The organism is Methanolobus sp., assembly GCF_016278365.1.
Lineage (GTDB): Archaea > Halobacteriota > Methanosarcinia > Methanosarcinales > Methanosarcinaceae > Methanolobus.
Genome location: NZ_JADQBZ010000007.1, coordinates 139,025 through 162,477, shown reverse-complemented (window position 1 = coordinate 162,477; position 23,453 = coordinate 139,025). Strand labels below are relative to the sequence as shown.

The window sequence follows — 23,453 nt, the reverse complement described above, 5'->3', positions numbered from 1 at the left end:
TGAATGTGTAATTGTCATGAAATTGATGTCCGGGACCTGGGTATATCAGTGGAGGAAAGAACTGTCAAGTTAAAGGATCTTCTTCAAAGAGTTATGCAGGGGAGTCCCTTTTATCAGGAGAAGTTCCGGAGGGAAGGGATTGATATAGGCCAGATAAACACCCTGCAAGATATAACAAAGCTCCCGCTTACCACAAAGGAAGAACTGAGGGATGCCTATCCTCTGGGTCTGCAGGCCGTGCCGGACGAGAAGATCGTGAGGATACATTCGTCTTCGGGTACCACCGGCAGCCCGGTCATTATCCCTTACACTAAGAATGATGTGGAGGTGTGGGCGGATATGATGATGCGCTGCTATCGGCTGGCGGGACTTACAGATCAGGACCGGATACAGATAACACCCGGATACGGGTTGTGGACTGCAGGCATCGGGTTTCAGGCAGGTGCGGAGCGTCTGGGGGCCATGGCTGTTCCCATGGGTCCGGGAAATACCGAAAAACAGTTGCAGATGATGCTTGATCTGAAGTCCACGGCACTTGCAAGCACCTCTTCCTATGCCCTCCTGCTTGCAGAGGAGATCAGCAAAAGAGACCTCAAGGACAAAATAAACCTGAAGGTCGGTATTATAGGTTCCGAACGCTGGAGTCCCAAAATGCGGGCTCGCATCGAGGATGAACTTGGGATTGATACCTATGATATCTTCGGCCTGACCGAGATATACGGACCGGGTATTGCCCTGGATTGCTCGCTGCATGATGGTCTTCATTACTGGTCCGACCACCTGCTCTTTGAGGTAATTGACCCGGTCACGGGGGAGAGCCTGCCCGATGGCACCCTTGGTGAGCTGGTAATAACCACGCTGACCAAAGAAGGTGCCCCGTTGATCCGCTACAGGACAAGGGACCTCACACGCATATTGCCCGAGCCGTGCAAATGCGGATGTCCTTTCCCGCGCATAGACCGCCTTCTGGGGCGTACCGATGACCGCATCAAGATAAAAGGTGTGAATGTCTACCCCGGACAGATAGAGGATGTCATTCACAGGGTTGAAGGTGTGAGTAGCGAGTACCAGATAATCCTTGAAAGGGATGCCGGCAGGGACACCATGTTTTTCAGGGTCGAGATCGAGCATGCGGATGACCTCGAGAACTGCAGGGTAAAGGCAAAGAAACTCGACAAGGCCTTCCAGGATCTCATAGGTGTCAGTGTTGAAGTGGAATGTGTGGCAATGGGAGCGCTGCCTCGCAGTGAAAAGAAGAGCAGGAGAGTCATCGATAACAGGGAAATGTGAACAATTGAAAATGAATTGTTGTTCCGTCCCTGCTTGACTGTACAGGTGGTCGTTCAAGCAGGAAACATGCCTCTACAGACTTAGATATAGTCTGCAGGGCCAGTTTCCTGAGACTACTCAATGTTTGATATATTAACAGAGATACCATCTGCTTTTAACAAATCAGGTCTTTCGGACAGATCTGACCGATCACAAGCCGAAGTGGAAGATACCTGTTTTATGTAAGGCCCAAGGATCATGTCCTTATAAGCTCCTCCGGCAGGAACCTTAGGGTAAAGGACCTCCTCGCTGTCAGTGCAGACTTCCAGGAAACAGGGTCCTTCTGAACTCAGGAAGGTTTCGATACTCTCTTTCAGATCACTTCTGTCCTTTACTCTTGCTGTGTAACTGAAGCCAAAGGACCTTGCGATATCGGCGAAGCAAACATCTTTCGGTCTCTGTGTTCCTGTCCTGGCTCCCCCGTAAGCTGCATCCTGCAGATTCTGGACCATGCCATCACTCTGGTTGTTCAGCATTAGTATCCTGACGGGCAGGTCCAGTGACGCAATAGTGTGCAGTTCCCCCATGTTCATTTTCAGGCTGCCGTCACCATCTATTGCAATGACCCTTGCATCCGGGTTGGCATAGCAGACACCGATGGCTGTGGGAAGGGAAAAACCCATTGTTCCGAAAGAGCCTGATGTCATGAAGGACTTGGCCTTCTGCATTGGCAGGTACTGGGCCGCAAGCATCTGGTGGTTACCGACACCTGTGGTTATCTTTGTGTTGCCGTCAACATAGTTTGCAAGCAGGGCCATGACCTCGGCAGATTGTATTTTCTTGGATTCTCTGTTATAATCCAAGGGCCAGGACCTCTTCAGGAATCTGGCACGCTCCTGCCACTCGTGTATATCCAAGGTGATGCTGTACCTTTTCGCATAATTGAGCAGGTCCCGGATGGCTGTAGCAGCATCACCGATGAATGTGAATTTCGGGCCGCGCTCGATCTTTATCTGGTGCATCTTCTCGGGATTGATATCGATGTAGGCTATGTCGGTGCCTATCGCGAACCCGACCTTCTCCGCGACCCTGTCATCCCACCGGACCCCGATGGCGAAGAAGAAGTCGTTCTCCTGGATGAGCATATTGGCATACGGTGTGCCGAACATGCCCAGCATCCCGAGGTTGAGTTCATTCCGTTCGTCAACGACGCCCTTTGCCAGGAGGGTGTTGACCGAGGGAATGTTGAAGCGTTCGTTGAACTCCCGGATGGCCTTGCTTCCTGCTTCCGAGTTCAGGCCACCGCCCAGGTAGAGCAGTGGCTTTTTGGAGTTGAGCAGCAGCCGGAAGAACTCTGCGCATTGTTCCTCGCACAGGTGCCTGTCGTCATGATAACTCTCCTCGAACCTCATGACGTTCATGTCCCGGTACTCATGCATCTTCTGCTGCTTGTCCAGCGGAACATCTATGACAACAGGCCCGGGTTTTCCCGACCTGGCAAAGTAGTATGCGTCCTTGATGATCGACTCAAGGTCATCATCATTCGATACCTGTATGACCTTCTTTGCAGCCTCCCCGAAAATGCCCTTGACGTTGATGTGCTGGAACGAGTCGGTGCCTATCTTATGCTCCGGGACCTGCCCTGCAATTACAAGCATGGGAATGCTATCACCATAGGCATCCGCAACGCTGGTGAGCGTGTTGGTAATTGCAGGTCCGGATGTGACTATGGCTACACCGACCTCGCTGCTCGACCGGGAATAACCGGCTGCACTGAACGCCGCCGACTGCTCATTGGAATTGATGATTATCCCGATATCACTCTTCTCAAGGGCATGGAACACCGGCAGTATCGCCGCTCCCGTATAACCAAAGATGTGTCTGACCCCGAGGTCCTCCAGGCATTTAACTAAAATTTCTGCTCCATTCATTTCTTCCATTTTCATTCTCCGTGAAAGAAACGATCCCGGCACAGGATACACTAATCAGTAAAGAACCAAAAACAGCGCACTTGAGCCTGAAAAGTTTCTTTTTCTTGCTCAAGCTGACAGTACTACCACTACTACGGACACGTTGAATACAGTGTGAGCTGTGGTAGGATTTGACATTAGGTATGAGTTCGGGAGAGGTGGTATTTAAGGGTTTGGGTTATTTACGTTTCACTCAAACTTTTAAGTGGTGTTTTATTGAGTTTAGCAATCAAGCATTCAGGGTCTAAGTCTGCGGCCTTTAATTCTTCATACAATTTAATTCTTATTTTATCATCATTAACTTTATTTGATTGCGAACGTATTCTACTTAAAATCCCTGAAACCGTTTCAAATATATGGCGTATTTCGTCAATATTAACATAGTACAAATCATTTGATTGTGCAATTGCATCATTAGATAAAGTGGGTTTTTTAGAGATAACGACACATATTTTTATTTCAAACTCATCATAATTTGAAATATTATGTTTTGCCCACTCGTAATGACCACGGGCTTGTCTACAAGTTCGGACAAAAATATCTCCCTCTTCTTTCTCATCACTTTTAGCTTCAAACAATACTAGAACATTATTATTTAACATCCAGATGCTATCGGGATCAGCTGTTTGTCCAGGATGGTCCGTTTCAAAACCTAATAACTCACCTAGATTTGTCAAACCCATTTCAAATTCATTTGCTGAATCTGCTGAAATTAAATCTTTTATGTTTTTCATTTTAGTATTGAACTTAGGACCAACTAAACCAAGTTTATTTATTTTTGCAATAATATGTTCTATTGCATAACCCGATAGTGCGTCTAAATCAATATCATCAGTCAATCGCTTTGGGGAACGCAAATTTGCAAACCAGCTAATTGTTCTTGCAGATTTCTTAGCCATGGTATAAAATGTATCGCATGAATCTAAGTAGGTAGTGTCATTTGCCTTATGATATTGTAGTAATGCAGCATTTCCAGCAAAATAACTCCACAAAGCTCTATAATCAGAGAAATCATCTCCTGATAGTCTATCTATTATCTTACGAGCTTGAATAAAAGCATCATCATAATGTTTGTTCCATAAATTGTTTTGGAATAATACTTCATCCTTTACAATAGAATTAAGAACTATGCTTCTATTATCTTCTACAATTTCTAAATCATCTCTAAATTCTTTTATTGATTCTTCTGCACTTTCCCAATCTTCCCCATGTTCCATGAATAAATCAATTAATTCTGAAAGGTCATCCAATTCATATTCTTTACTTTGCTGCAGTCCGAATTTTAATTCTGCATGGAGTTCAGGATGCATTTCATCACGGTTTTCCTTAGTCTGACAATACTTAAAAAGATCTTGAGTTATTGGAATCACAACTGAATAGTCAGATGCTCCTCTAGTACACCTTCCAGATGCTTGAGTAAAACGAGTCCTAATGCGATCTTTTAGAATGGAAATAATTCCTAAACGTGATAATAAAAATCGCTCTTGTAAATTTGCAGCAGCGGGCAACCCTGCTATAATCAACTGCCTGCATGCTTCGTCAGCAAGATCGATTCCATCATATCTATTTGTTAATAGAAGAATAGCATGATCATCTGCGACAAAAGCATCCAATGATTCCTCTATATCCTCAGCGGTATAATATGTGTGACTTACTCCACATTCTCCTAGGGAATATTTTATTAGGTCAGCTGTTTGATTATCAGGACATAAAATTAGAGTTCTATCACGTTTATTGATATTGTCGGCTATGAAATGAATGTATTCATTCATTTTGTATTTATTATCGGGCAATACAAAAAATCGCCTCCCTGAACCTTGTTTATCCCAACCTGCTGGAACACTCAACTTTCTAATTTCAGGCATACCTATTATTCTTTCTAATTCTCCACCTTTTCCTAGGGTAGCTGACATATAGATTCTTTGAGTAGCAGAAATAAAAGAATCATGGGAAAGGGTAGGTGGAATCCAAGGTCTAATTAAAATTTCAGACGGTGAGACGTACATGTTGCATGCTGCTAAATTATCTTGAATAGAAAGATAGGGATAATATAAATTTGGCTGATCACGTGAAAGATTAGTAGATAGTAATTCTTCTAATCGGTCAACCCTTTCATAAAAATGATGATTATGTACTTTTTCGATAGTTTTTTTTCGAGTAGTCGATGAGGTATATAATGAGTCGACAAATGCTTTGGGCAAAACATCTTGAAAAAGGTTGATAATTTCATTGTATAAATCATGAAAAGAACTTATATTTAAAGACCACATCGAAGAAATGTAACTTTCGGCTCCGTGAGCATCGTCACAAATAATTACATTAGCATCACTAAAATATTTACCATAGTTAAACAATGCACTATATGTAGAGACTGCAATAGCATCAGCACTTAAAAAATCATTAAAGTTTTCTACATTATACTCTCTTTGAGTCCCTACAAAAGCATGTGCTTTAATATTGTATCCAGTTGCTTTTTCTAAGACTTGAAATACTAGCTGCTTAGTGGGACAAAGATATAATATTCTTTCATTATTTACAACCCTTCGATACTCTCCAATTAAAAGACCAACTAGAGTTTTTCCACTCCCTGTTGGCAGTTCAAGTGCAACATCCTTTGCTTCTATATTGTCCATATAGTCCCTAAGAATATCAGCTTGATGTGACCACAGACTTTCAATTGTAGGATTCCTATTTTTTTTAGTTAAATCGCGCCATAATACCTCTGGATTAGTTGGTTTATATGTACTTGATGAGATTTTCTTGAAACTCACTTTTTTTTCATTCATGATTTTATAATTTGGATATTACAATATCAACTTTTTGATTGATGCCATCTTAATTTATAGAGCTATAATAAAGGAACTAGATGCTCTCAAGCATCTATTCTCCCAACAACCTTCCTCTCCTTACAGAACAGCATATTCCTTCCGTTCCACATATCGATCTCCGGCAACACATCATCAAAACATTCGATGTCCTCAAAGCCTTCCGGTTCAAGCATCGGTTTCAGATCATCCGGCGCAAAGAAATGTGTCCAGAAGCGATAGACATCGATAAGGATATTGCGGAGGCCATTGCTAATCTTAAGGAAGCAGCAGAACTATACCGGAATCCCGGCTGCAGATTAAAATCAACCGGTTTCTGCCATGTTCAGGGTTAACGATTTAAACTTTGTCGGTGAGTAATAATTATGGATGCCCTCGGGATGTTAAGAGAACACGAGAACGTGATAATGGAGCGTTTTGGTGTCAAAAAAGTGGGTGTTTTCGGTTCTTTTGCAAGAGGAGAGGAACACAGAGATAGTGATGTTGATATCCTTGTGGAATTCAAAGAAGGCCAAAAGACCTTTGGTAATTATATGGAACTTAAGTTCTATCTTGAAGAACTCTTTGGAAGAGACGTGGACCTTGTCATTGAGACAGCCATAAAGCCACGGCTAAGAGAGCATATCCTGAAAGAGGCTGTTTATGCCTAGAGACCAACTGGTTTTCTTTGCAGATATGCTTGCAGCAATTGAGAAAATTCAAAGGTATGTGGAGAATATCACTCTTGAGGAATTTCTGGAAGACGAGATGCGGGTTGATGCGGTTGTCCGCAATCTTGAGATCATTGGAGAAGCTGCAGGCAAAATCCCTCCTGAAACCAGATATAATTATTCCCATATCCCATGGAAAAGGATAGTGGGATTGAGAAACATCCTGATACACGAATATTTTGGCATCGACATGGATATAGTATGGGACATAATCGAAAACTACCTCCCGGATTTAGAATTGGAAACACGGAGAATCCTGGAGGACAGGTAAACGATTTAGCTGACCAAACTTTCATCTCGACAAGGGGTGCTTTTGAAGGATTGAACAATGTAGTAAGTACCAAGATTGCATAATCTTCTTTTGCTCATCTTTTGCGACTTGACAACTGGCATTAATTCAATAGTCTTCAGTACGGCAGCAAGGGAATGTGCCGCCTCCGGTGGGCGGGGTTGTGTTGTTCTTTGTTTGTCAATGGTGAATGAGGGAATTCTACAGAATTACTTACTTCAACCTCTCTTTCATCCCCTCCTTTCTCACCGACCCGTAATCAAACCGCCCCCTCTCCCCTAAAGCACCCAATGACAGCTATACCGTCCTGATTCCCCGCTCCTCTGCAATCCTCCCTGCCAGATATATTTTTAAACTACTATTAAAGAATATACTAATGGAGGGTTTATTTTATGGTGAAGAAATTCGTGAGAAAGATTGGTGTGCTTTCACTTGGGAAGATCACGGGAGTGATCTATGCAGTAATGGGTCTGATATTTGGAGTTATCATAACTCTTACTTCCCTGACAGTGGGCTCCATGATGTACAGTCAGGGAGCCGGAGGAATGTTATTTGGAGTATGGGCAATCATTGCATTACCTATTTTCTATGGTGTGCTTGGCTTTATTGGTGGTGTGATCACCGCATTGATATTCAATGCAGTGACCGGGGTCATAGGTGGTCTGGAACTCGAAATAGAATGAGCAGTCAATGAAATTGACCTAAAAACGGATTTGATTTTTGTTTTATGCTAAGCAGTATTTTTTTCTTTTCTCAAGGTTTCTATTCAGGCATCAAGCATCGTGTCCAGAATAGTTTCTTTTTATTAGTTTTCTAGTAACTATAGGACAGTTACAAATAAAAGAACGCTTATACAATAGTCGATTATAGTAAATGAAAAAGCAAAATACATACAGCTCTGCTAAGTTGGCTTGAAAAAAGGAACATTAAGGATGAACACGAAAAATATTACTGACTGGGGGGTCTTCTGGGTGTTGTTCATGGTAGCAGAGTTTTCGATGCTTGCATCCCTTCCATATGCAGTATCAGTCTCAGGGGATGTGGTTGCCCAGTTTGGCAGTTCCCTTCCAATGGTCCTGGCAACACAATTTGCCCGGGGCACCGTTTTTTTGATCATTTCCATCGTTGTAGGTCTTTTCCTTGGAAGGAAAGTTGGCTTAAAGGCACCAGTGCTTGAATCATTGTTTGAGGCAAGGGGTTTGCCTGCAGGATTCAGTTCGTCTGTAAAACTGTCCTTATTGCTTGGCGTATTGGTGGGCACTACTATCTTTGTAGTGGACAGGGGTATTTTTTCCATGTTCACTGAACCTTTGACCATATTCCTGTCGTCACCACCCTTATGGCAGAGGTTCCTCTATTCATTCTATGTAGGCATAGTGGAAGAGCTAATCCTGCGATTTTTCCTGGTAACCTTTTTAGTGTGGATCACATGGAAGATAAAAAAGACATCTGAAGGCCTTCCTACAACCACCGGCATCTGGTTATCCATAATGCTTGCAAGTATCCTTTATGGTCTTGGCTATGTTTCATCACTATCATCGTCAATAGAACTCAATATGGTATTTGCCTCCGGAATCATGATCCTGAACGTCATGGCAGGAAGCGTTTTCGGATGGCTTTACTGGAAAAGGGGGCTTGAAGCAGCTATACTGGCCAACGTGACATCCATGCTCACAATACTTGTGATTCTTGGTTCCCTGTTCCAGCCCTGAAAATATTCCTGTACCTCATCATAAATTGTTTACCAGTCGCCTAAACAAGACTGGCAATTATCGCTCGCCCTGCCCTCTAAGATCTTGATATTACTCAAAACCTGCTTTTCGGAAAAGTCACGCTCCCTTACAAGGAAATCAAATAATGCGTCTGGTTCTGGCTTTTTCCATTTCAGGGTATAATCTCTTGTTACCGGAGGGTTCAGGAAGAACTCCCTTATCTCTTCAACTGAAGCGCATGTGCGTATATCCTTGTTCTCTTCTTTGATCATCGTGATTATATCCTTGTGCTTAAGGATAAGTTTCAGAGCGGTCTTTGCGCCGACATGATGGATCCCCTCATTGAAATCCGTGCCGATGCAAATGGCAATATCGATAAGTTGTTCACGGGTGATCTCCAGCTGCTCAAGGGAGCCTGCCAGGGAGATATGCTCCGGTGTCTTTGCAACATAGGCATTCCTGCCGGGGATTTTTCTCTTCCCGGTGCTTCCCAGATTGCGGACGACACTCTCTGCTCCGAAAAGGAACGCATCATAGTCCTGTGAACCCACGAGGTCGGCATCTCCCCGGGAGGTCATGAATGCCGCCTGTGCCTCAGCTTCAGATTCCGCCTGCAAGCAGGGAATACCCATGAGTTCAAGGAGCTTTTTCGATTCGTCAAGTATCTGCGGAGTAATTCTTGAAGTTCCCTGTGCGAATTTCTTCATGTCCTCAAGGTTGCCTTCCTCTCTGGCAATATCATAGTTAAGAGCTGCTGTTTCCTTAATCCCCCTGCGTTTCTCCAGTGTTTCTTTCTTCATCTCCGGTGGCTTTCCATCAAAAATGAAAATCGGCTTAATGTTAGCGTCCCTCAATTTGCTGGTTCTTGAAAAGAGGCCGGTAAGATGCGAAGTTGGATTGCCGGAAGAATCCGTAAGTAAGGATCCATCCTTTCGCCTGATGGCACTCAGGAACTGGTATATGGTATTGTATGCATCGATGGCAATCACTTTACCCGACAGTTCTTCGTAAGTGATAGGGTTTTTTGTAAGTAAGGTTCCGATCTGCGTACCCATAAAGGTAAGATGCATCTGATATAGATAGTATTTTTGGCTTTTTGAGTTGCAGCATCTATCACCATATGGAATGTTCCCTTCATGATAACTATAAATTCCCGCAACTTCAATAGTACTGCATTGATCCTCTCTGACAGGTTATCATGACCACGCGACTTCTAGAAGTGATTCTTCCGGGTGATCAAAAACATGAAGTTGAGCAGTTACTTGAGGGAATGAACCATGTTGGTGTTTGGTACATACAACTTTCGAGTGGAAATATCCTTGTTAGGATACTTTCTATTTCAGAGGATATTGAAGAGATCATAGATAAACTTAGCAACCGTTTTTCAGGAGAGTCCTCCTTCAGGATTATTATCCATGCTATTGATGCCACCATACCTCATCCAGAAGAGGCCGATGGTAAGAGTGAGGACTATGAGAAGAATGAGGTTAACGTTGAAAAAAACACCAAGTATGGACAGGTCACTCGTGAGGAACTTTATGAGGAAGCAATCGAGAACGTGAAACTCACAAGGGTCTACATTGCACTAGTTATCCTATCTTCTATAGTAGCAGTGATAGGAGTGCTTTATAACAGTACCGCAATAATAATCGGAGCAATGGTGATAGCACCGATGCTCGGGCCAAACATCGCTCTTTCATTGTCTGCAGCTCTCGGAGATTTGAAACTTGCTGTGAAGGCGCTGGAAAGTAACGGCTTTGGTATAGGTATAACATTTCTCATCTCACTGATCGTGGGTTCTCTTGTCCCAGTTGATCCTTCCATCAATGAGATAGCCACCAGAACTGACGTTGGATACGGTCACTTGATACTGGCACTCGCCGCAGGAGGTGCCGGGGTGCTGTCTATCACCACTGGCGTTTCGGCAGCTATTGTAGGAGTGATGGTTGCCGTTGCTCTTCTCCCTCCGCTAGTTGTATTTGGCCTTCTCCTGGGGTCTGGCCACCAGATAATAGCTTTTCAGTCGCTTCTGCTGTTCCTTGTTAATCTGATTGCAGTGAACCTTGCGGGCGTCATCACCTTTTCAGTACAGGGCGTAAGGCCTGGCAAGTGGTCTGAGATAGATGGCGCAAAAAAGACAACAAATTATGCACTAGCTATCTGGATTATACTTATCATGCTTATGGCATTTATAATTTCTATATCACAGGAATGGTAAAAAGAGATTAAATAAGTTAATAGCATACAACCTTGGCAAGTCTGCAAGGTTGTATGTCATTAGATTGAAGAATTCTACAGAACCACATTTTAACATCTTGTTTGTTGAATAGGCTCTTTGAGTTCCTGATTCCTCTGCTCATGTCAATATCATGCATCATTTTCTCAATGTGATGAACAGTCTAAAAATGGAATTACTTTGGATATCTTTTTATATATTATGTATGCTACTTTATTTACTCTTTAAGAGGTTTTGTTATGACAACAAAGTACATTACGAATATCGGGATTTTCTCACTAGGAAAGATTTTTGGTGCAGTTTACGGAATAATGGGGCTCATATTTGGAGCTATACTGACAATCACATCTATAGGAATGGGCTCCATGATGGAAGGTTCTGGAATAGCAGGCTTGGCTTTAGGAATTGGAGCTATTGTAGCTTTGCCAATATTCTATGGGATAATGGGCCTTGTTGTTGGCATACTTACCGCATTGATCTACAACATAGTAGCTGGTTTCATAGGCGGATTAGAGATCGAAGTAGAATAAGCCTTTAACGAAACTACTTCAATCATCACATCTTTCTTTTTTTGTCAGGCAGTGACTCACTATATCAGGGTTCTATCCATACCTCAAGCACCCGATCCTTAATTGTGTATTCCCTGACAGTAGTCAGTTTCATGTCTTTAGGATGCTCGACCCAGCCCAGGTCGTAGTCTTTCTTATCCCTGCCGCCACAGCAGACTTTTCTTGTGATCGTCAGGTTGATCTTTACAAGGTCAATATCCTCTTCTTTTATTTCATCAGCAATATCCTGATATCTTTTCTGTATATGGATCATGAAAACTCCCCTGTTCATTAGGACATAGTTTGGTTATTACTGAAATAAGCATTCCTGTTAGATTCCAATAACAGATATGAAAAGCATCAATTCTTCTCACATCAGTAAATTCGCCAGTATCGGAGCCAGAAACACTGCCACCAGTCCTGCGATGCCTATCGCAAGTCCGCTCATCGCCCCTTCGGTCTCTCCCAGCTCCACGGCTTTGGTGGTACCAAGAGCATGGGATGAGGTGCCAATAGCAACTCCTATCGCCACCTTATTCCTGATCCTGAAAAGCCTGCAGACCATGGGTCCCAGCAGGGCACCTGTTATTCCTGTTAAAACAATGGCTGCCACTGTTATTGATGACATTCCACCAAGCTGGTTGGAGATTTCTATCCCTATAGGTGTTGTGACAGATTTGGGGATAAGGGAAGTGCTCACCAGCTCACTCAGCCCGAGCATCCTGGACATGAGAATTATGCTCACAATGCCGGCAGCAGAACCTGCTACGATTCCTGCAAGTATAGGCAGGGCATTCTCTTTGAGCAGGCTGATCTTATTATATAAGGGCACGGCCAGGATTACAGTGGCAGGTCCCAGAAAGAAGGATATGAATCTCCCTCCCCGGTTGTAGTCATCGAAACTTATATCGAAGCTCACAAGAAGGGCAATGATCACCAGCATACTCAGAACCAGTGGATTCAGCAAGGGAGAGCCTGTCTTTTCGTATAGCAGACTGCCTGCACAATAAGTCAGCAGAGATATCCCTATGCCAAACACCGGGGAAGCTATCAGGAAAGTAACAAGAGAAGAGATTATCTCATTCATCTGATTTCCTCCTTTTAATCAGCACCTGTGTCGTTATGCCGGTAACCGCTGCCACGATAAAGGTCGAAATAACGACTATGAACACAAGAACTGTCCATTTTCCTTCCAATAAAGAGAAACTGGTTATCAATCCTACGGCTGCAGGTATAAAAAAGAAGGGGAGGTGCTTCAGCATGAAGTTGCTCACATCTTCTATCATGGACAGCTTCAACAGGCCGGTCAGAAGGGACAAAAGCAGCAGCAGCATTCCAAGTATGTTACCAGGTATGGGAATATCCAGGAATGTATAGAGGAGTTCGCCCAGAAAACTGGCAAGGAAAATAATACCGAATTGAATAAGATATTTGATCATGGATATGTCAGCAAGCTCAGTGCATTTTGAAAAATTGTCAGTGATCATCCCGTGCAGATACAAACATGTACTCTTAGATGAGTACTTCAACTGTTGCTCGGCAGCATTAAGGTTTTCGGCTTCATGGCAGAAGAATTCGGGGATTGTCCGGATAATTACATCTAACACTTGCCGGGAAAGCGTTTTATAATACAAATAATATCTATATTTTTAGATTAATATCGCCCGTGATTGAAATTGATACCTGATATTTATTGATATTTATTCTGAGATGTAACCATGACCAAGCAACCCATAGCTATGACCAATGCACAACCTGCTATTGGATCTATCACGCCGGTAACTGCTGAGTATCCCAGTAGTCATGCCAGTATGTTCAAAAAGATCAGTTCAGAGCTTTTCGCAAGTTCTGACAGCCGTACCAACCTGTTCAAGGCAATAGGTCCTGGTATTCTGGTAGCTTGTGCTGCCATTGGCGGCTCGCATCTTGTCTGGTCGACTCAGGCCGGGGCACAATACGGGTGGAGTTTAATTGGTTTGATTCTGCTGGCTAACCTCTTCAAATATCCGTTCTTCTTATATGGCCAGCGCTATACAGCTGCTACAGGTGAAAGTCTCCTGGCCGGGTATAAACGGCAGGGTGTCGCCTATGTATATATCTTCCTCGGTATCAATATCTTCACGGGGATAATAAATACAGCCAGTGTGGCCATGATCAGTGGAACTTTATTTGCAGGCTATGGATTTGACGGCAGCAGTATTCCCATTCTGACTGTTGGCATCCTGCTAATATGTGCTGCAGTTATTTTGGTAGGGCATTATAAAATGCTTGATAAGATGGCAAAACTTGCTGTTGTGGTACTTGGCCTGAGCACACTGGTAGCGCTGGGCCTGGCATTTTCTCACGGTCCTGTTGCATCACCAGACTTTGTTGGCCCAAGTCCCTGGACATGGATGGCTTTTCCGTTCTTAGTGATGTTACTGGGATGGATGCCGGCACCGATAGACCTGTCAGCATGGTCAAGCCTGTGGATGTTCAGCCGGAAAGAAGAAACCGGCCACTTCGCAACGACCAGGGAAACCTCGATTGATTTTTATCTGGGATATGTAATGGCTGTACTCATGGCCGTAGCTTTTGTTGGGCTTGGCAAACTCATTATGTATGGGTCTGGCGCGGAACTTGCAAGCGGTGGGATAGGTTTCAGTCAACAGCTGGTCAATTTGTATTCAGCAAATATTGGTTCATGGTCAAAGCCTTTGATCCTGACTGCCGCCTTTACCACGATGTTTAGCACTACCATGACCTGTATTGATGGTTATCCGCGTTCACTGGCTGCCAGCTGCACGTTGCTCAACGACAGTTTTTCCAGGCGCTTTAAACAAATCTTCCAGCTTACAATTGTATTGTCGGTGGTCGCTTCCTGCATAATCGTGCTATTTTTCGTCAATAACCTGCTGCAACTGCTAAGCTTTGCTGCCATCATCAGCTTTGTCACCTCGCCGGTTCTGGCCTACATAAACTATAAAGTGATGAACGGCAGCAATGTGCCGGCAAAGGACCGTCCGGGAACATTCCTTAAGATCCTGAGCTGGGCTGGACTGTTGTTTTTCCTGCTGATGACACTTGGTTTTGTCTACGTGGAATTTTTCCGGGTATGAACAGGAACATAGGAAGGTTGGCAAGTCTGGCTAACCTACCTTTTTTTCCCCAAAATTCCTTGCATCTCCTGCCTGACCATATCCTGACCCGTATAGCTCATTAACTGCTCCCAGCTCTTCTGAAGTTCTAAAAGATGCTCGAAAGGATCAAATGAAGGTACTGCCTCTTCTTTAGCAACTTCAATGTTCTTCAAAGCTTCAATACCTCCCTGAAGGTCGCCATTGCGACGGTATTCTCCAGAGAGGAGCATGCTGGCTTTCTTTATTCTCTCGTCAAGGTCTTCTTTCAGGAAAATGCCGGGGTATTCGCCAAAATCCTCGGCCGAGATGCGCCTCATGCCTTTTATGTCCTTCTGGTGTCTCAGTTTTTCTCTTTCAAAAACAAAACGGTATATATCTTCCCTAAGACGCATCCACTGCGGATGACTTTTTTCAGGCGGCAGGTGCTTGATGTGCAATTCATTATCGAGGAAGAAGTTGAAACCGAACATCATGGTGTTCATGATATAATCAATATCCTCTCCCCTTCTGACATGGGGATCAAAGGGTATCTTTGTAAAGAGGTTCCTGTGAATTGTCATGTTCCCGCCAAATACAAATGGTGTTTCCTTTATTCTTGGCGGGGATGCGATCACAGCTTTAAAGGCTTTGTTCATCTGTGTCTGCTTGCCCCAGTAGTAGGCCCATCCATCTTCGGGAGCAGGTACATAGAAATTGCCATCCGGCTGCAGATAATAGCCTGCAAGTCCGTATATCTTCCTGCCGTTAACATCCTGGCCGATATGCTCCCGGACCTTACCAATGAAATCAGGGTCCTCGAACACTTCATCATCATCGATAAGCACTGCAGCATCTGCCCCAATGATGTGAGGTACAAAAAGGCACATGTTACGAACGTTGGAATATCCCATAAGCCGCAGAAGGTCCTGGTAAGCGGCATTCCTCTCTTTCTCCAATATCTCATGGATGTTTTTCAGGTGTGAGGTTCCAAACACCGCAGCCTTTATTCCTGCATCAGGTGCTGTCTGCTCAACGATCGTTGTTACAATATCCTCAACCTCACTCTCGATATCCGGAGAAGTCGCCACTGCCAGTACCACTAGTTTGAAATCCTTATCATCAAGCACTTTCATGCTTCTGATCGCCCTGCCAAGCGTCCCCTCCTGGTCTATCGGGATGGGATGGTCGTAAACAGCATCCCCTTCTTTCCAGCCTGTAGCACTATCCCGGCTCCAGTAACTGGGTATCACCATTGTAAGTTCCAAATACTCCACTCCTTATAACTGCTATCGCAATTCTAATTAACAAATATAAGGAGAACAGTATTTATATTTTCGTAGTTGGTGGCAGTATTTAGTCTTTATCGACAAGCGCTGCATTGGTGATGACCACTTTTGCAGTGTACTCATCCAGTTCTAAAACTTCCATTTCCCGAATCTCTATCTTCTTATGGTACATAGGCCCGTCGAGCACGAAGCTCTCGAACTCGCCTCCTTCACCTGCGACATTGAGACCAATCTTCTCGTTGAGCCTGACAAGCCGTTCGATGTCCTTCTCTTCTATCCTGCGTCCGACCCAGGTTTTGTCAAGCCCGTAGGCTGCGACGCTGCTGAATATGAACTCAAACCCTATCGCCAGTAACTGGTGCATCTCCTTTTCCTGATCGATATGCCAGAGAGGTGAGAATACCTTAAGGCCAAGCTCATCGCACACCTTCTCTATTCTTTCGCGCTGATAATTCGAATACAGAGCCCCCGTGACAACTCCCTCTATCCCGAACTCAGTCTTTGCTCTGAGGATGGCGTTCTTCATGTCCTTAAGCTCTGTTTCCTTTTCGCCTCTTGTGGTCTCTTCGATAAGTGGGATACCCATCGCCTCTGCCTGCAGGTTGGCCAGGCTGATATTGGGGGTGTGGAACATATATGAGTCGGGATTCTGGCTCTTAATAGTGATAAGGCACTCTATGGAGTAGTTCTGCTCCTGCATGATATGCATTGCATAATTACTGTCCTTGCCTGAGCTGAAAAGCACACCCAGCTTAAGGTTGTGCTGGTCATAGAATTGTTTCAGGTATGCGGTCTTTGTGTTAAACCCTGCTCTTTTTGCCAGCTTGCCGATTGCCTTGTCAAACCTGCTGCCATACTGTGCAGCCTGTTTTTTTCTCAGGGCCAGCTCCTGCGGGAGACCAAGCTCCCTGGCTATTTCACGCAGTATCCACTTGTTCTGATCCTCATGCATCTTGTAGCTGGCAGGTATCTTAAGACAATAATCAACAAAGCGTTTGTCCAGATATGGTACACGCAACTCGATGTTATTGTTCATCGAGACCACGTCATCCCTGTAGGTATTCCTCTCGTATATCTTCAGTATATCAGCATAGCAGTCCCTGTTGATATCTGTGGAACGTTTATGGCGGTCATATCCGGCCAGCAGTTCATCAGCGCCGGAGCCTGAGAACATGGCCCTTATGCCGTCCTCTCTGGCAGCCACACATGCTACATACATTGTCAGGGCAACGCCTACCTTCGGAACATTGGTATCTTCAACAAGCGGAACGACAGTTTTAAGATACTCCTCAACTTGCTCAAGCCCAATCCTCTTAATCTTCAGGTCAAGGCCAAGCTCTTCTGCCATCTTCAGTGAGTATTCAATATCAAGGGGAAGCTGTACCTCGTCCAGTCCGGCTGTATAGCATGTGAAATCAATTCCAGGTTCTTTCCCCAGCATCTTGCACAGGCATGCTATAACGGTAGAATCCAGTCCACCTGAGAATAATATGCCAAACCTTTCATCAGGAAAGCGTATGGAAACGGCATTTTCCAAAAGGCTGTGGAAATCTTTTTTGATCTCTTCAATCGGTTTTGTGTGCTCCGGCTGGATAGAGAAGAATTTGCGGTTTAAGTGAATGGTGGAGTTGCTCTGTATATCATAACAAAAGATATCGCGTGGGTTAAGCTCCTTGATGTCTATGCGTCCTGTACCAACGAGGGCCTTTTTCTCGGAAGCAAAAGCGAATCCGTTAGCTACACTATACCAGAGTGGCTTGATTCCCATAATATCCCTGGCTATGTAGATCTTATCACCAAGCCAGTAAGCGAAGGCATATACTCCTGCTACTTCGGCCAGCAATTCATCCAGTTTTTGAAGGACAACAGTTTCTGAAATCTCCCCGGGCACATCAGCCTTTTCATCATTTAAGCTATCTGTTTCGTCTTTCAGTTTCAGCTCTATTAACTTTATGAGCAGGTCCGCATCATTTACAGCTTCAATGCCGTACTTTTCCCCGAGTTCTTTCCAGTTGTATATTTCGCAGTTGACAACCATTTTCCCATTATGGACTATGGGCTGGCGTACAAAACTGACCATGGAATGCAGGCGATGACCAAGCACGTTCTGCTGTATGCCCGAAGGAAGGTTCAAACTGTGTATGTCACCGCTATATTCTGCCCACGCGGGTCCACAAAGCCCGACGCCGTCAAGTCCTCTGTTCTTCATACTCTCCAGAGACTTCAAGGTCAGTTCAATAGAGTCATCAATGTTAAAGTAGCCTGTAATTGCGCACATTTTCAGTTCTTCACAGAATATGTTTTTGAGAGGCTATACACAATGATTATCAATAAAAGTTTTGTATAAATGAGTTTGCAGGAAACATCTGTCTAATCGACCAACGCAGCTTATAGAAGTATTGATTTAAAATCGAACCTTGATTAGAACCCGAGACAATACAAATAAATGAAACTAGGATTTGATCAAATCCCGGTCAACCCCTGTTTTAAAGTTCAAGGCTTGCAGTTAAGTTCGATCCTTTCTTCGGGTGTGAGGGAGACATAGAACTTCAGGATATCTTCCGGGTCCATATCAACATCAAAGTTGAAGCCGCGCTTTTCGCCAGCTTTGAGGAACCTATCCTCCTTTTCATGTTTCTTATAGATAAGCCGGTTAATCTCTTCATTGTTTAGTGTCGACATATCTACTTTTTTAAGCAAACCGATTCTCAGGAAATTATTCTCGATACGCTCGTAAAGACTTTCCTTTTTTTCGCCTTTTTTGTTTGATTCAAGGAGATAGAGATTCTTTCCACTGGTATCCCTGCATGCCAGAGTGATTTTCTTCAGAACGAGTTTTCCATTCTCTGATACAATGATCTTGCGTTCGGTCTTCATTTGTTATTGCCTCTGCCCGGATTATGGTTATTTCCGACATGACTCCATAACTAAGGAAAAGATGGGTCCTGTTTTCTATAGTACAATTGGTGGTTTGACAATCAAGTATATAATGATATCTACCTTCTTTTGTATAATCACCATAATTATGATGAGTATTCCCTTTGTACAAAGACAGAAACAGGCAGATGGATAAATACAAATAAAACAAAATGAGTTGGGATATGAGATAACAGGATGGACATACTATGTTGGGAGCACTAAAAGACAATATCAGGAACTGGTTCCTGCCTCTGGCAAGAAATATACCTCTATCACCGAACGCGTTAACTATTATCGGGTTACTTGTTAGTGTTATTGCTGCACTCCAGTTCGCCAGGGGTTTTCTGATACTGGGGGCTCTCACTATCCTTCTGAGCGGGCTCTTTGATATTTTCGATGGGGCAGTTGCAAGGGCTAATGGCCTTACTACTGCTTTTGGGGCAGTGCTTGATTCCGTTTGTGACAGGTATGCTGATGCCCTGATATTTGCGGGCATTATCTATGGCCTGATATCAGGAAATATCACTCAGGTAGATTTCCTTTCCATTCCAATGTGGCTATGGGCAGTAATAGCAATTATCGGCTCCTACCTTGTAAGTTATACACGCTCCCGGGCAGAGGCAGCGGGGGCAAAGGAAATGGACGTAGGGATAGCTGAAAGACCGGAAAGGTTGCTGGTGCTTGTGGCAGGAGCCCTTACCGGAATGCTGGGTCTGGCTATCGTGGTCATTGTGGTGCTCACTCATGTGACTGTCGTACAGCGCCTGTTGCATGCAAAGCAGTCACTTGCATAAGGTATAGGCCCATGTTCCCGGAGCAAAGATTATAATATCAAGTGCTGCATTAAAGCCTGATATCACTATTATCCATTTAATAAGAGAGCTGAGGATAGAAGATGCAGTATCAAGCTGAAGTAATTATTGAACTTAAGGCCGGTATGCTCGATCCGGAAGGCACGACTGTCAAAAGGGCTCTTGAGCACCTTGGTTATGAGGCCGACAGTGTCAGGACCGCAAAGAAATATACCATTGTCCTGAAAGCGGATGACATACACAGTGCAAGGGAAAATGTAGAAGAGATGTGCCAGAAACTGATAGCTAACCCGATCATCCATAATTATTCCGTATCCCTGAGGGAAATAGAATGAGCATTGCTGTTGTCCAGTTTGGGGGAAGCAATTGTGATCTTGATATTATACATGTCCTTAAGGACGTACTGGGTGTCGATGCTGAGTTAGTGTGGTACAAGGAAGAGAACCTTGACCGTTTCGATGGTATCGTGATACCGGGAGGCTTCTCCTATGGTGACTACCTCCGGGCTGGCGCAATAGCCGCACGAACCCCGATAATGAATTCCGTCAAGAAACAGGCAGATGCAGGAAAACCCGTTATTGGTATATGCAACGGTTTCCAGGTGCTTACCGAGTCCGGCCTGCTTTCCGGTGCGCTCACAACCAACAATTACCCCAAATTCAGGTGCGAGGCCACCTACCTGAGGGTCGAGACCACCGACACGCCCTTCACATCCATGTTCAGGAAAGGAGAAACTCTCAGTATCCCTATAGCCCACATGGAAGGTAACTATTATGCTGACGAGCCGACCCTCGCATCATTGGAGAGGAATGATCAGGTAGTATTCAGGTATGTGGACAAAAACGGTAATGCCACCGACGAAGCAAATCCCAACGGCTCCAGAGAGAACATCGCGGGCATAGTAAGCCAAAGGAAGAACGTGCTTGGAATGATGCCACACCCCGAACGTGCATCCGAGGAAGTGCTGGGCTCTTCTGACGGATTGAAGGTGTTCAGGTCGATGGTGGAGTATATCTCTAACCGTTGAATGGCTGTACTTTGGACTATTCTTTGAATAACAAGAAGTATCGATAGGTAATTCCTTTACTCATACTTCTTTGTTCTTCTTGAGCCTTTGATTTGAATCTTAATAAAAATGCATAGTATTAAATTTAAACTTTTTACTTACTTTTATCCATTAATTAATACTTACTCATTTTAAGTAACAATGTTTCCTAACATTTTTATCTAACATTTGTCCTTATTTCATTTGAGTGGTGGTATTAAATGAAAATAAGCTTTGTTGCTTTAGTGGTAATTGTATCATTTCTATGCATAGGTATCGCGAATGCCTCTGAGATTACTCCAGCTCCGGTTGCTTCCTTTGACTCGGATGCTGTAAGCGGAAAAGTTCCTCTTGAGGTCAGGTTCACTGACACCTCAAGCGGAGAGCCGACATCATGGTTGTGGGACTTTGGTGATGGCAGTACATCCAATCTCCAGAATCCTGCAAACACCTATATGGCATCTGGTAATTACACTGTGAGTCTGACGGTCAGCAATGCGAATGGATCGGACTCCTTGAAAAGGACTGATTTGATTTCGGCAGATACACGTCCTGTAGTTGCAATCAGTTTTATCCGGCCGAATCCTGCAATTGAGCGTGAGCAAGTTGATCTAGTTGGCATATACGTTTACAATTACACTGCAATCCCATTAAAGCAAGCTCATGAATGGTACTCTGACCTAGATGGTTTACAATGCAGAGGAAGGACCTTATATACGAGTGGTCTATCCGTAGGCAATCATACGATGAGCTTCAGGGCCGTGGATAGTGAAGGTCAGTGGTCTGACCGGGTTTATGGTAATCTGGTCATCCTGAAAAATACTCCTCCTGTAGCTACTATTGATTCTATCTCTCCCAATCCTGCTAAAGCAGGTGAGGACATCACATTCAGTGGGACAGGCATCGACCCCGATGGGAAGAGCGTTAGTTATCAGTGGTGGTCCAGCATTGACAATCTGCTAAGTAACCAGTCAAACTTTTCCAGCTCAAACCTGTCAGTGGGAACCCATACTATAGACTTCAAAGTAAAGGATCATATGTCATGGTCTCCCGTAGTAAGCACGACTGTAATAGTCGAAGGCAACACTGAATACCTGCAAGTAAGTTCTGTAAAAGCCATAAGTGTTAACAATCCGGTAGACATAAAAGTTAATATAAGTGGCATTGATTATGTATCAGCTGAGTTTTCAATAACTGATAGCACTGGTGCTGCAGTTCTTGAGAATAGCATCACTGAGAATCTTGATTCGGGCATGTATACATTTGAATGGAATGCAACAGATCAGCAGGGAAAACCCCTTCCAAGTGGAATGTATACTTTGAATCTGCTCAGCACGGATGCTTCTGGTAAGGAGATATCAGAAGTAGTGGCTGTGGCCGTTGACAACACAGCTCCCGTAGTTGTTATAAGTAATGTTTCAGGAACATCTGATCATGGTAAGCTCGTGTACACCAATTCTGACCTGTTAGTTAAGGTCTTCGAATCCGGCACGTCAGCAGATGTAGCAGCTGTCAGCGTTGAACTTCTTTCCGGCTCCAAGATTGTGAAAACGGCCACTGGACACCTGGAAAATGGTTCGTGGATTGCGGAGCTCGATCTTTCAAAGATTGCGGAAGGGGACTATACTCTCAGAGCAGTTGCAACAGATACTGCAAAGAACAGCATTTCGATGGAATCTGACCATGTTATAAATGTGGACCGCACCGCTCCTGTTGTGGTTGGAGTCACACCTTCTAATGACCATGCTTTTGCAGAAGGTACAACATCTGTGGATATCCGCTTCAACTACTCTGATGTGCGGACAGGTATTAACGGAAGCTCCATAGTTCTCATGTTTGACGGTATAGAGGTCACAGACAGTCCTAATGCAAGTATCACTGATTCATACGCCTCTTACAATGCCACGGGACTGGCCCATGGCGCGCATTCTGCTTCGTTGTATGTTGAGGACAATACAGGTAACTTGCAGATGTTCACTACCAAGTTCTGGATTGGCCCGAAGCCCTCCCAAGCCTCTACCTCTACCGTCAGAAGCGGCGGGAGCAGTGGTGGCGGCGGTGGCACTACCGGCGAGAAGTACGAGAACATCCAGGTAAAGGAAGTTCAGGGTATCTTCGTTAACGTAGACTCGCGCATAAATTATGAGTTTGAAAAAGAGGGCAATGCCATCACATCCATCCAGTTCGATGCTTTGAAGAACTCAGGAAAGATACAGGCCATAGTTGAAGTGCTAAAGGGCAGGTCCTCATTCGCAAAGACCGATGCGCCCGGCAAAGTTTACCAGCAAATGAACATATGGGTTGGCAGTGTTGGCTTTGTGTCTCCGGAAAATGTCGAGAACCTGATGATTGGCTTCAGAGTTGAGAAATCCTGGCTGGAAGAAAATGAGATCAATGTTGATTTGGTAAAACTCTTCAGGTATGCGGATGATTCGTGGGATGCAGTCCCGACAACTGTTGCCGGGGAAGATGACAGGTACATGTACTTCGAAAGCCATACTCCGGGTTTCTCGCCGTTTGCTATCAGTTCTGGAACATCTGATAACGATGTTATTGACACATCACTGAGATCGGTGGATGATACCGGTGCAGACCTGATCGCCGATGAGGAAGCGGGAACTGTAGCAGCAACCAAGAGTATCTCAAGCAATATCCTTCTGATACTGGGAAGTATCTCGGTAGTGCTTGGAGGTGCATATATTCTGTACAGGAAACGAAGTTAAAACTTCGTTTC

At 44.3% G+C, this 23,453-nt stretch carries 22 protein-coding genes; 12 read left to right on the top strand and 10 right to left on the bottom strand.

Annotation, left to right across the window (positions count from 1 at the left end; all coding sequences use genetic code 11):
* The first annotated feature begins 3 nt into the window (after positions 1–3).
* Entirely contained in the window at positions 4–1,290 is a 1,287-nt protein-coding gene (locus QZZ22_RS08225) for a phenylacetate--CoA ligase (protein ID WP_292463966.1), read from the top strand.
* Between the two features lie 113 nt (positions 1,291–1,403).
* Here the strand turns inward: QZZ22_RS08225 and QZZ22_RS08220 are convergent, their stop codons facing one another.
* From QZZ22_RS08220 to QZZ22_RS08210, 3 genes are all read right to left on the bottom strand, one after another.
* Positions 1,404–3,209, bottom strand: coding sequence for a thiamine pyrophosphate-binding protein (locus tag QZZ22_RS08220; RefSeq protein WP_292463965.1), 1,806 nt, complete (start codon positions 3,207–3,209; stop codon positions 1,404–1,406).
* A 212-nt stretch (positions 3,210–3,421) separates the two neighbouring features.
* On the bottom strand, positions 3,422–6,025 hold the full coding sequence (locus QZZ22_RS08215; protein WP_292463964.1) for a DEAD/DEAH box helicase family protein: 2,604 nt from the start codon (positions 6,023–6,025) through the stop codon (positions 3,422–3,424).
* A gap of 86 nt (positions 6,026–6,111) precedes the next feature.
* Positions 6,112–6,240, bottom strand: a complete 129-nt coding sequence (locus QZZ22_RS08210; protein WP_292463962.1) for a hypothetical protein — start codon at positions 6,238–6,240, stop codon at positions 6,112–6,114.
* A 189-nt stretch (positions 6,241–6,429) separates the two neighbouring features.
* Between QZZ22_RS08210 and QZZ22_RS08205 the strand changes: the two genes are divergently transcribed.
* From QZZ22_RS08205 to QZZ22_RS08190, 4 genes are all read left to right on the top strand, one after another.
* Entirely contained in the window at positions 6,430–6,714 is a 285-nt protein-coding gene (locus tag QZZ22_RS08205) for a nucleotidyltransferase family protein (protein WP_292463961.1), read from the top strand.
* Positions 6,707–7,045 (top strand): DUF86 domain-containing protein, encoded by a 339-nt coding sequence (locus tag QZZ22_RS08200; protein ID WP_292463959.1) that lies wholly within the window; start codon positions 6,707–6,709, stop codon positions 7,043–7,045. Before QZZ22_RS08205 ends, QZZ22_RS08200 begins: the two co-directional genes overlap by 8 nt.
* Before the next feature lie 410 nt (positions 7,046–7,455).
* Positions 7,456–7,746, top strand: coding sequence for a hypothetical protein (locus QZZ22_RS08195; protein WP_292463957.1), 291 nt, complete (start codon positions 7,456–7,458; stop codon positions 7,744–7,746).
* Between the two features lie 249 nt (positions 7,747–7,995).
* Entirely contained in the window at positions 7,996–8,775 is a 780-nt protein-coding gene (locus tag QZZ22_RS08190) for a CPBP family glutamic-type intramembrane protease (protein ID WP_292463956.1), read from the top strand.
* Positions 8,776–8,804: 29 nt separating this feature from the next.
* On the opposite strand, the gene fen is transcribed toward QZZ22_RS08190, so the two are convergent.
* Positions 8,805–9,830, bottom strand: a complete 1,026-nt coding sequence (gene fen / locus QZZ22_RS08185) for a flap endonuclease-1 (RefSeq protein WP_292463955.1) — start codon at positions 9,828–9,830, stop codon at positions 8,805–8,807.
* Positions 9,831–9,973: 143 nt separating this feature from the next.
* Here fen and QZZ22_RS08180 point away from each other — a divergent pair, with 143 nt between their 5' ends.
* Both QZZ22_RS08180 and QZZ22_RS08175 read left to right on the top strand, forming a co-directional pair.
* Complete coding sequence (locus tag QZZ22_RS08180; RefSeq protein ID WP_292463954.1) at positions 9,974–10,993, top strand: TIGR00341 family protein; 1,020 nt, start codon at positions 9,974–9,976, stop codon at positions 10,991–10,993.
* Between the two features lie 257 nt (positions 10,994–11,250).
* Positions 11,251–11,541 (top strand): hypothetical protein, encoded by a 291-nt coding sequence (locus QZZ22_RS08175; RefSeq protein WP_292463953.1) that lies wholly within the window; start codon positions 11,251–11,253, stop codon positions 11,539–11,541.
* Positions 11,542–11,605: 64 nt separating this feature from the next.
* Here QZZ22_RS08175 and QZZ22_RS08170 read toward each other — a convergent pair whose 3' ends face one another.
* The 3 genes from QZZ22_RS08170 to QZZ22_RS08160 form a co-directional block, all read right to left on the bottom strand.
* Complete coding sequence (locus QZZ22_RS08170; protein WP_292463952.1) at positions 11,606–11,851, bottom strand: hypothetical protein; 246 nt, start codon at positions 11,849–11,851, stop codon at positions 11,606–11,608.
* A 78-nt stretch (positions 11,852–11,929) separates the two neighbouring features.
* Entirely contained in the window at positions 11,930–12,646 is a 717-nt protein-coding gene (locus tag QZZ22_RS08165; RefSeq protein WP_292463951.1) for an LrgB family protein, read from the bottom strand.
* Positions 12,639–13,166: a CidA/LrgA family protein gene (locus QZZ22_RS08160; protein WP_292463950.1), complete on the bottom strand. Its 528-nt coding sequence runs from the start codon at positions 13,164–13,166 to the stop codon at positions 12,639–12,641. Before QZZ22_RS08160 ends, QZZ22_RS08165 begins: the two co-directional genes overlap by 8 nt.
* Before the next feature lie 111 nt (positions 13,167–13,277).
* Here QZZ22_RS08160 and QZZ22_RS08155 point away from each other — a divergent pair, with 111 nt between their 5' ends.
* The gene (locus QZZ22_RS08155) at positions 13,278–14,657 is read left to right on the top strand and encodes a divalent metal cation transporter (protein ID WP_292463949.1); all 1,380 of its coding nucleotides are present in this window, start codon (positions 13,278–13,280) and stop codon (positions 14,655–14,657) included.
* Positions 14,658–14,692: 35 nt separating this feature from the next.
* Here QZZ22_RS08155 and QZZ22_RS08150 read toward each other — a convergent pair whose 3' ends face one another.
* The 3 genes from QZZ22_RS08150 to QZZ22_RS08140 all read right to left on the bottom strand — a co-directional run bounded on the left by QZZ22_RS08150 (position 14,693) and on the right by QZZ22_RS08140 (position 18,820).
* On the bottom strand, positions 14,693–15,931 hold the full coding sequence (locus QZZ22_RS08150) for a hypothetical protein (RefSeq protein WP_292463947.1): 1,239 nt from the start codon (positions 15,929–15,931) through the stop codon (positions 14,693–14,695).
* A gap of 79 nt (positions 15,932–16,010) precedes the next feature.
* Entirely contained in the window at positions 16,011–18,221 is a 2,211-nt protein-coding gene (locus QZZ22_RS08145; RefSeq protein WP_292463946.1) for a diphthine--ammonia ligase, read from the bottom strand.
* 215 nt (positions 18,222–18,436) lie between these two features.
* The gene (locus tag QZZ22_RS08140) at positions 18,437–18,820 is read right to left on the bottom strand and encodes a hypothetical protein (protein WP_292463945.1); all 384 of its coding nucleotides are present in this window, start codon (positions 18,818–18,820) and stop codon (positions 18,437–18,439) included.
* Positions 18,821–19,068: 248 nt separating this feature from the next.
* Here QZZ22_RS08140 and QZZ22_RS08135 point away from each other — a divergent pair, with 248 nt between their 5' ends.
* From QZZ22_RS08135 to QZZ22_RS08120, 4 genes are all read left to right on the top strand, one after another.
* Positions 19,069–19,656 (top strand): CDP-alcohol phosphatidyltransferase family protein, encoded by a 588-nt coding sequence (locus QZZ22_RS08135; protein ID WP_292463943.1) that lies wholly within the window; start codon positions 19,069–19,071, stop codon positions 19,654–19,656.
* Between the two features lie 101 nt (positions 19,657–19,757).
* Entirely contained in the window at positions 19,758–20,009 is a 252-nt protein-coding gene (gene purS / locus QZZ22_RS08130; protein ID WP_292463942.1) for a phosphoribosylformylglycinamidine synthase subunit PurS, read from the top strand.
* Positions 20,006–20,701, top strand: coding sequence for a phosphoribosylformylglycinamidine synthase subunit PurQ (gene purQ, locus QZZ22_RS08125; protein ID WP_292463941.1), 696 nt, complete (start codon positions 20,006–20,008; stop codon positions 20,699–20,701). The genes purS and purQ overlap by 4 nt, the downstream gene beginning before the upstream one ends.
* A gap of 239 nt (positions 20,702–20,940) precedes the next feature.
* Positions 20,941–23,442 (top strand): PGF-pre-PGF domain-containing protein, encoded by a 2,502-nt coding sequence (locus tag QZZ22_RS08120; RefSeq protein WP_292463940.1) that lies wholly within the window; start codon positions 20,941–20,943, stop codon positions 23,440–23,442.
* Positions 23,443–23,453 lie beyond the last annotated feature (11 nt).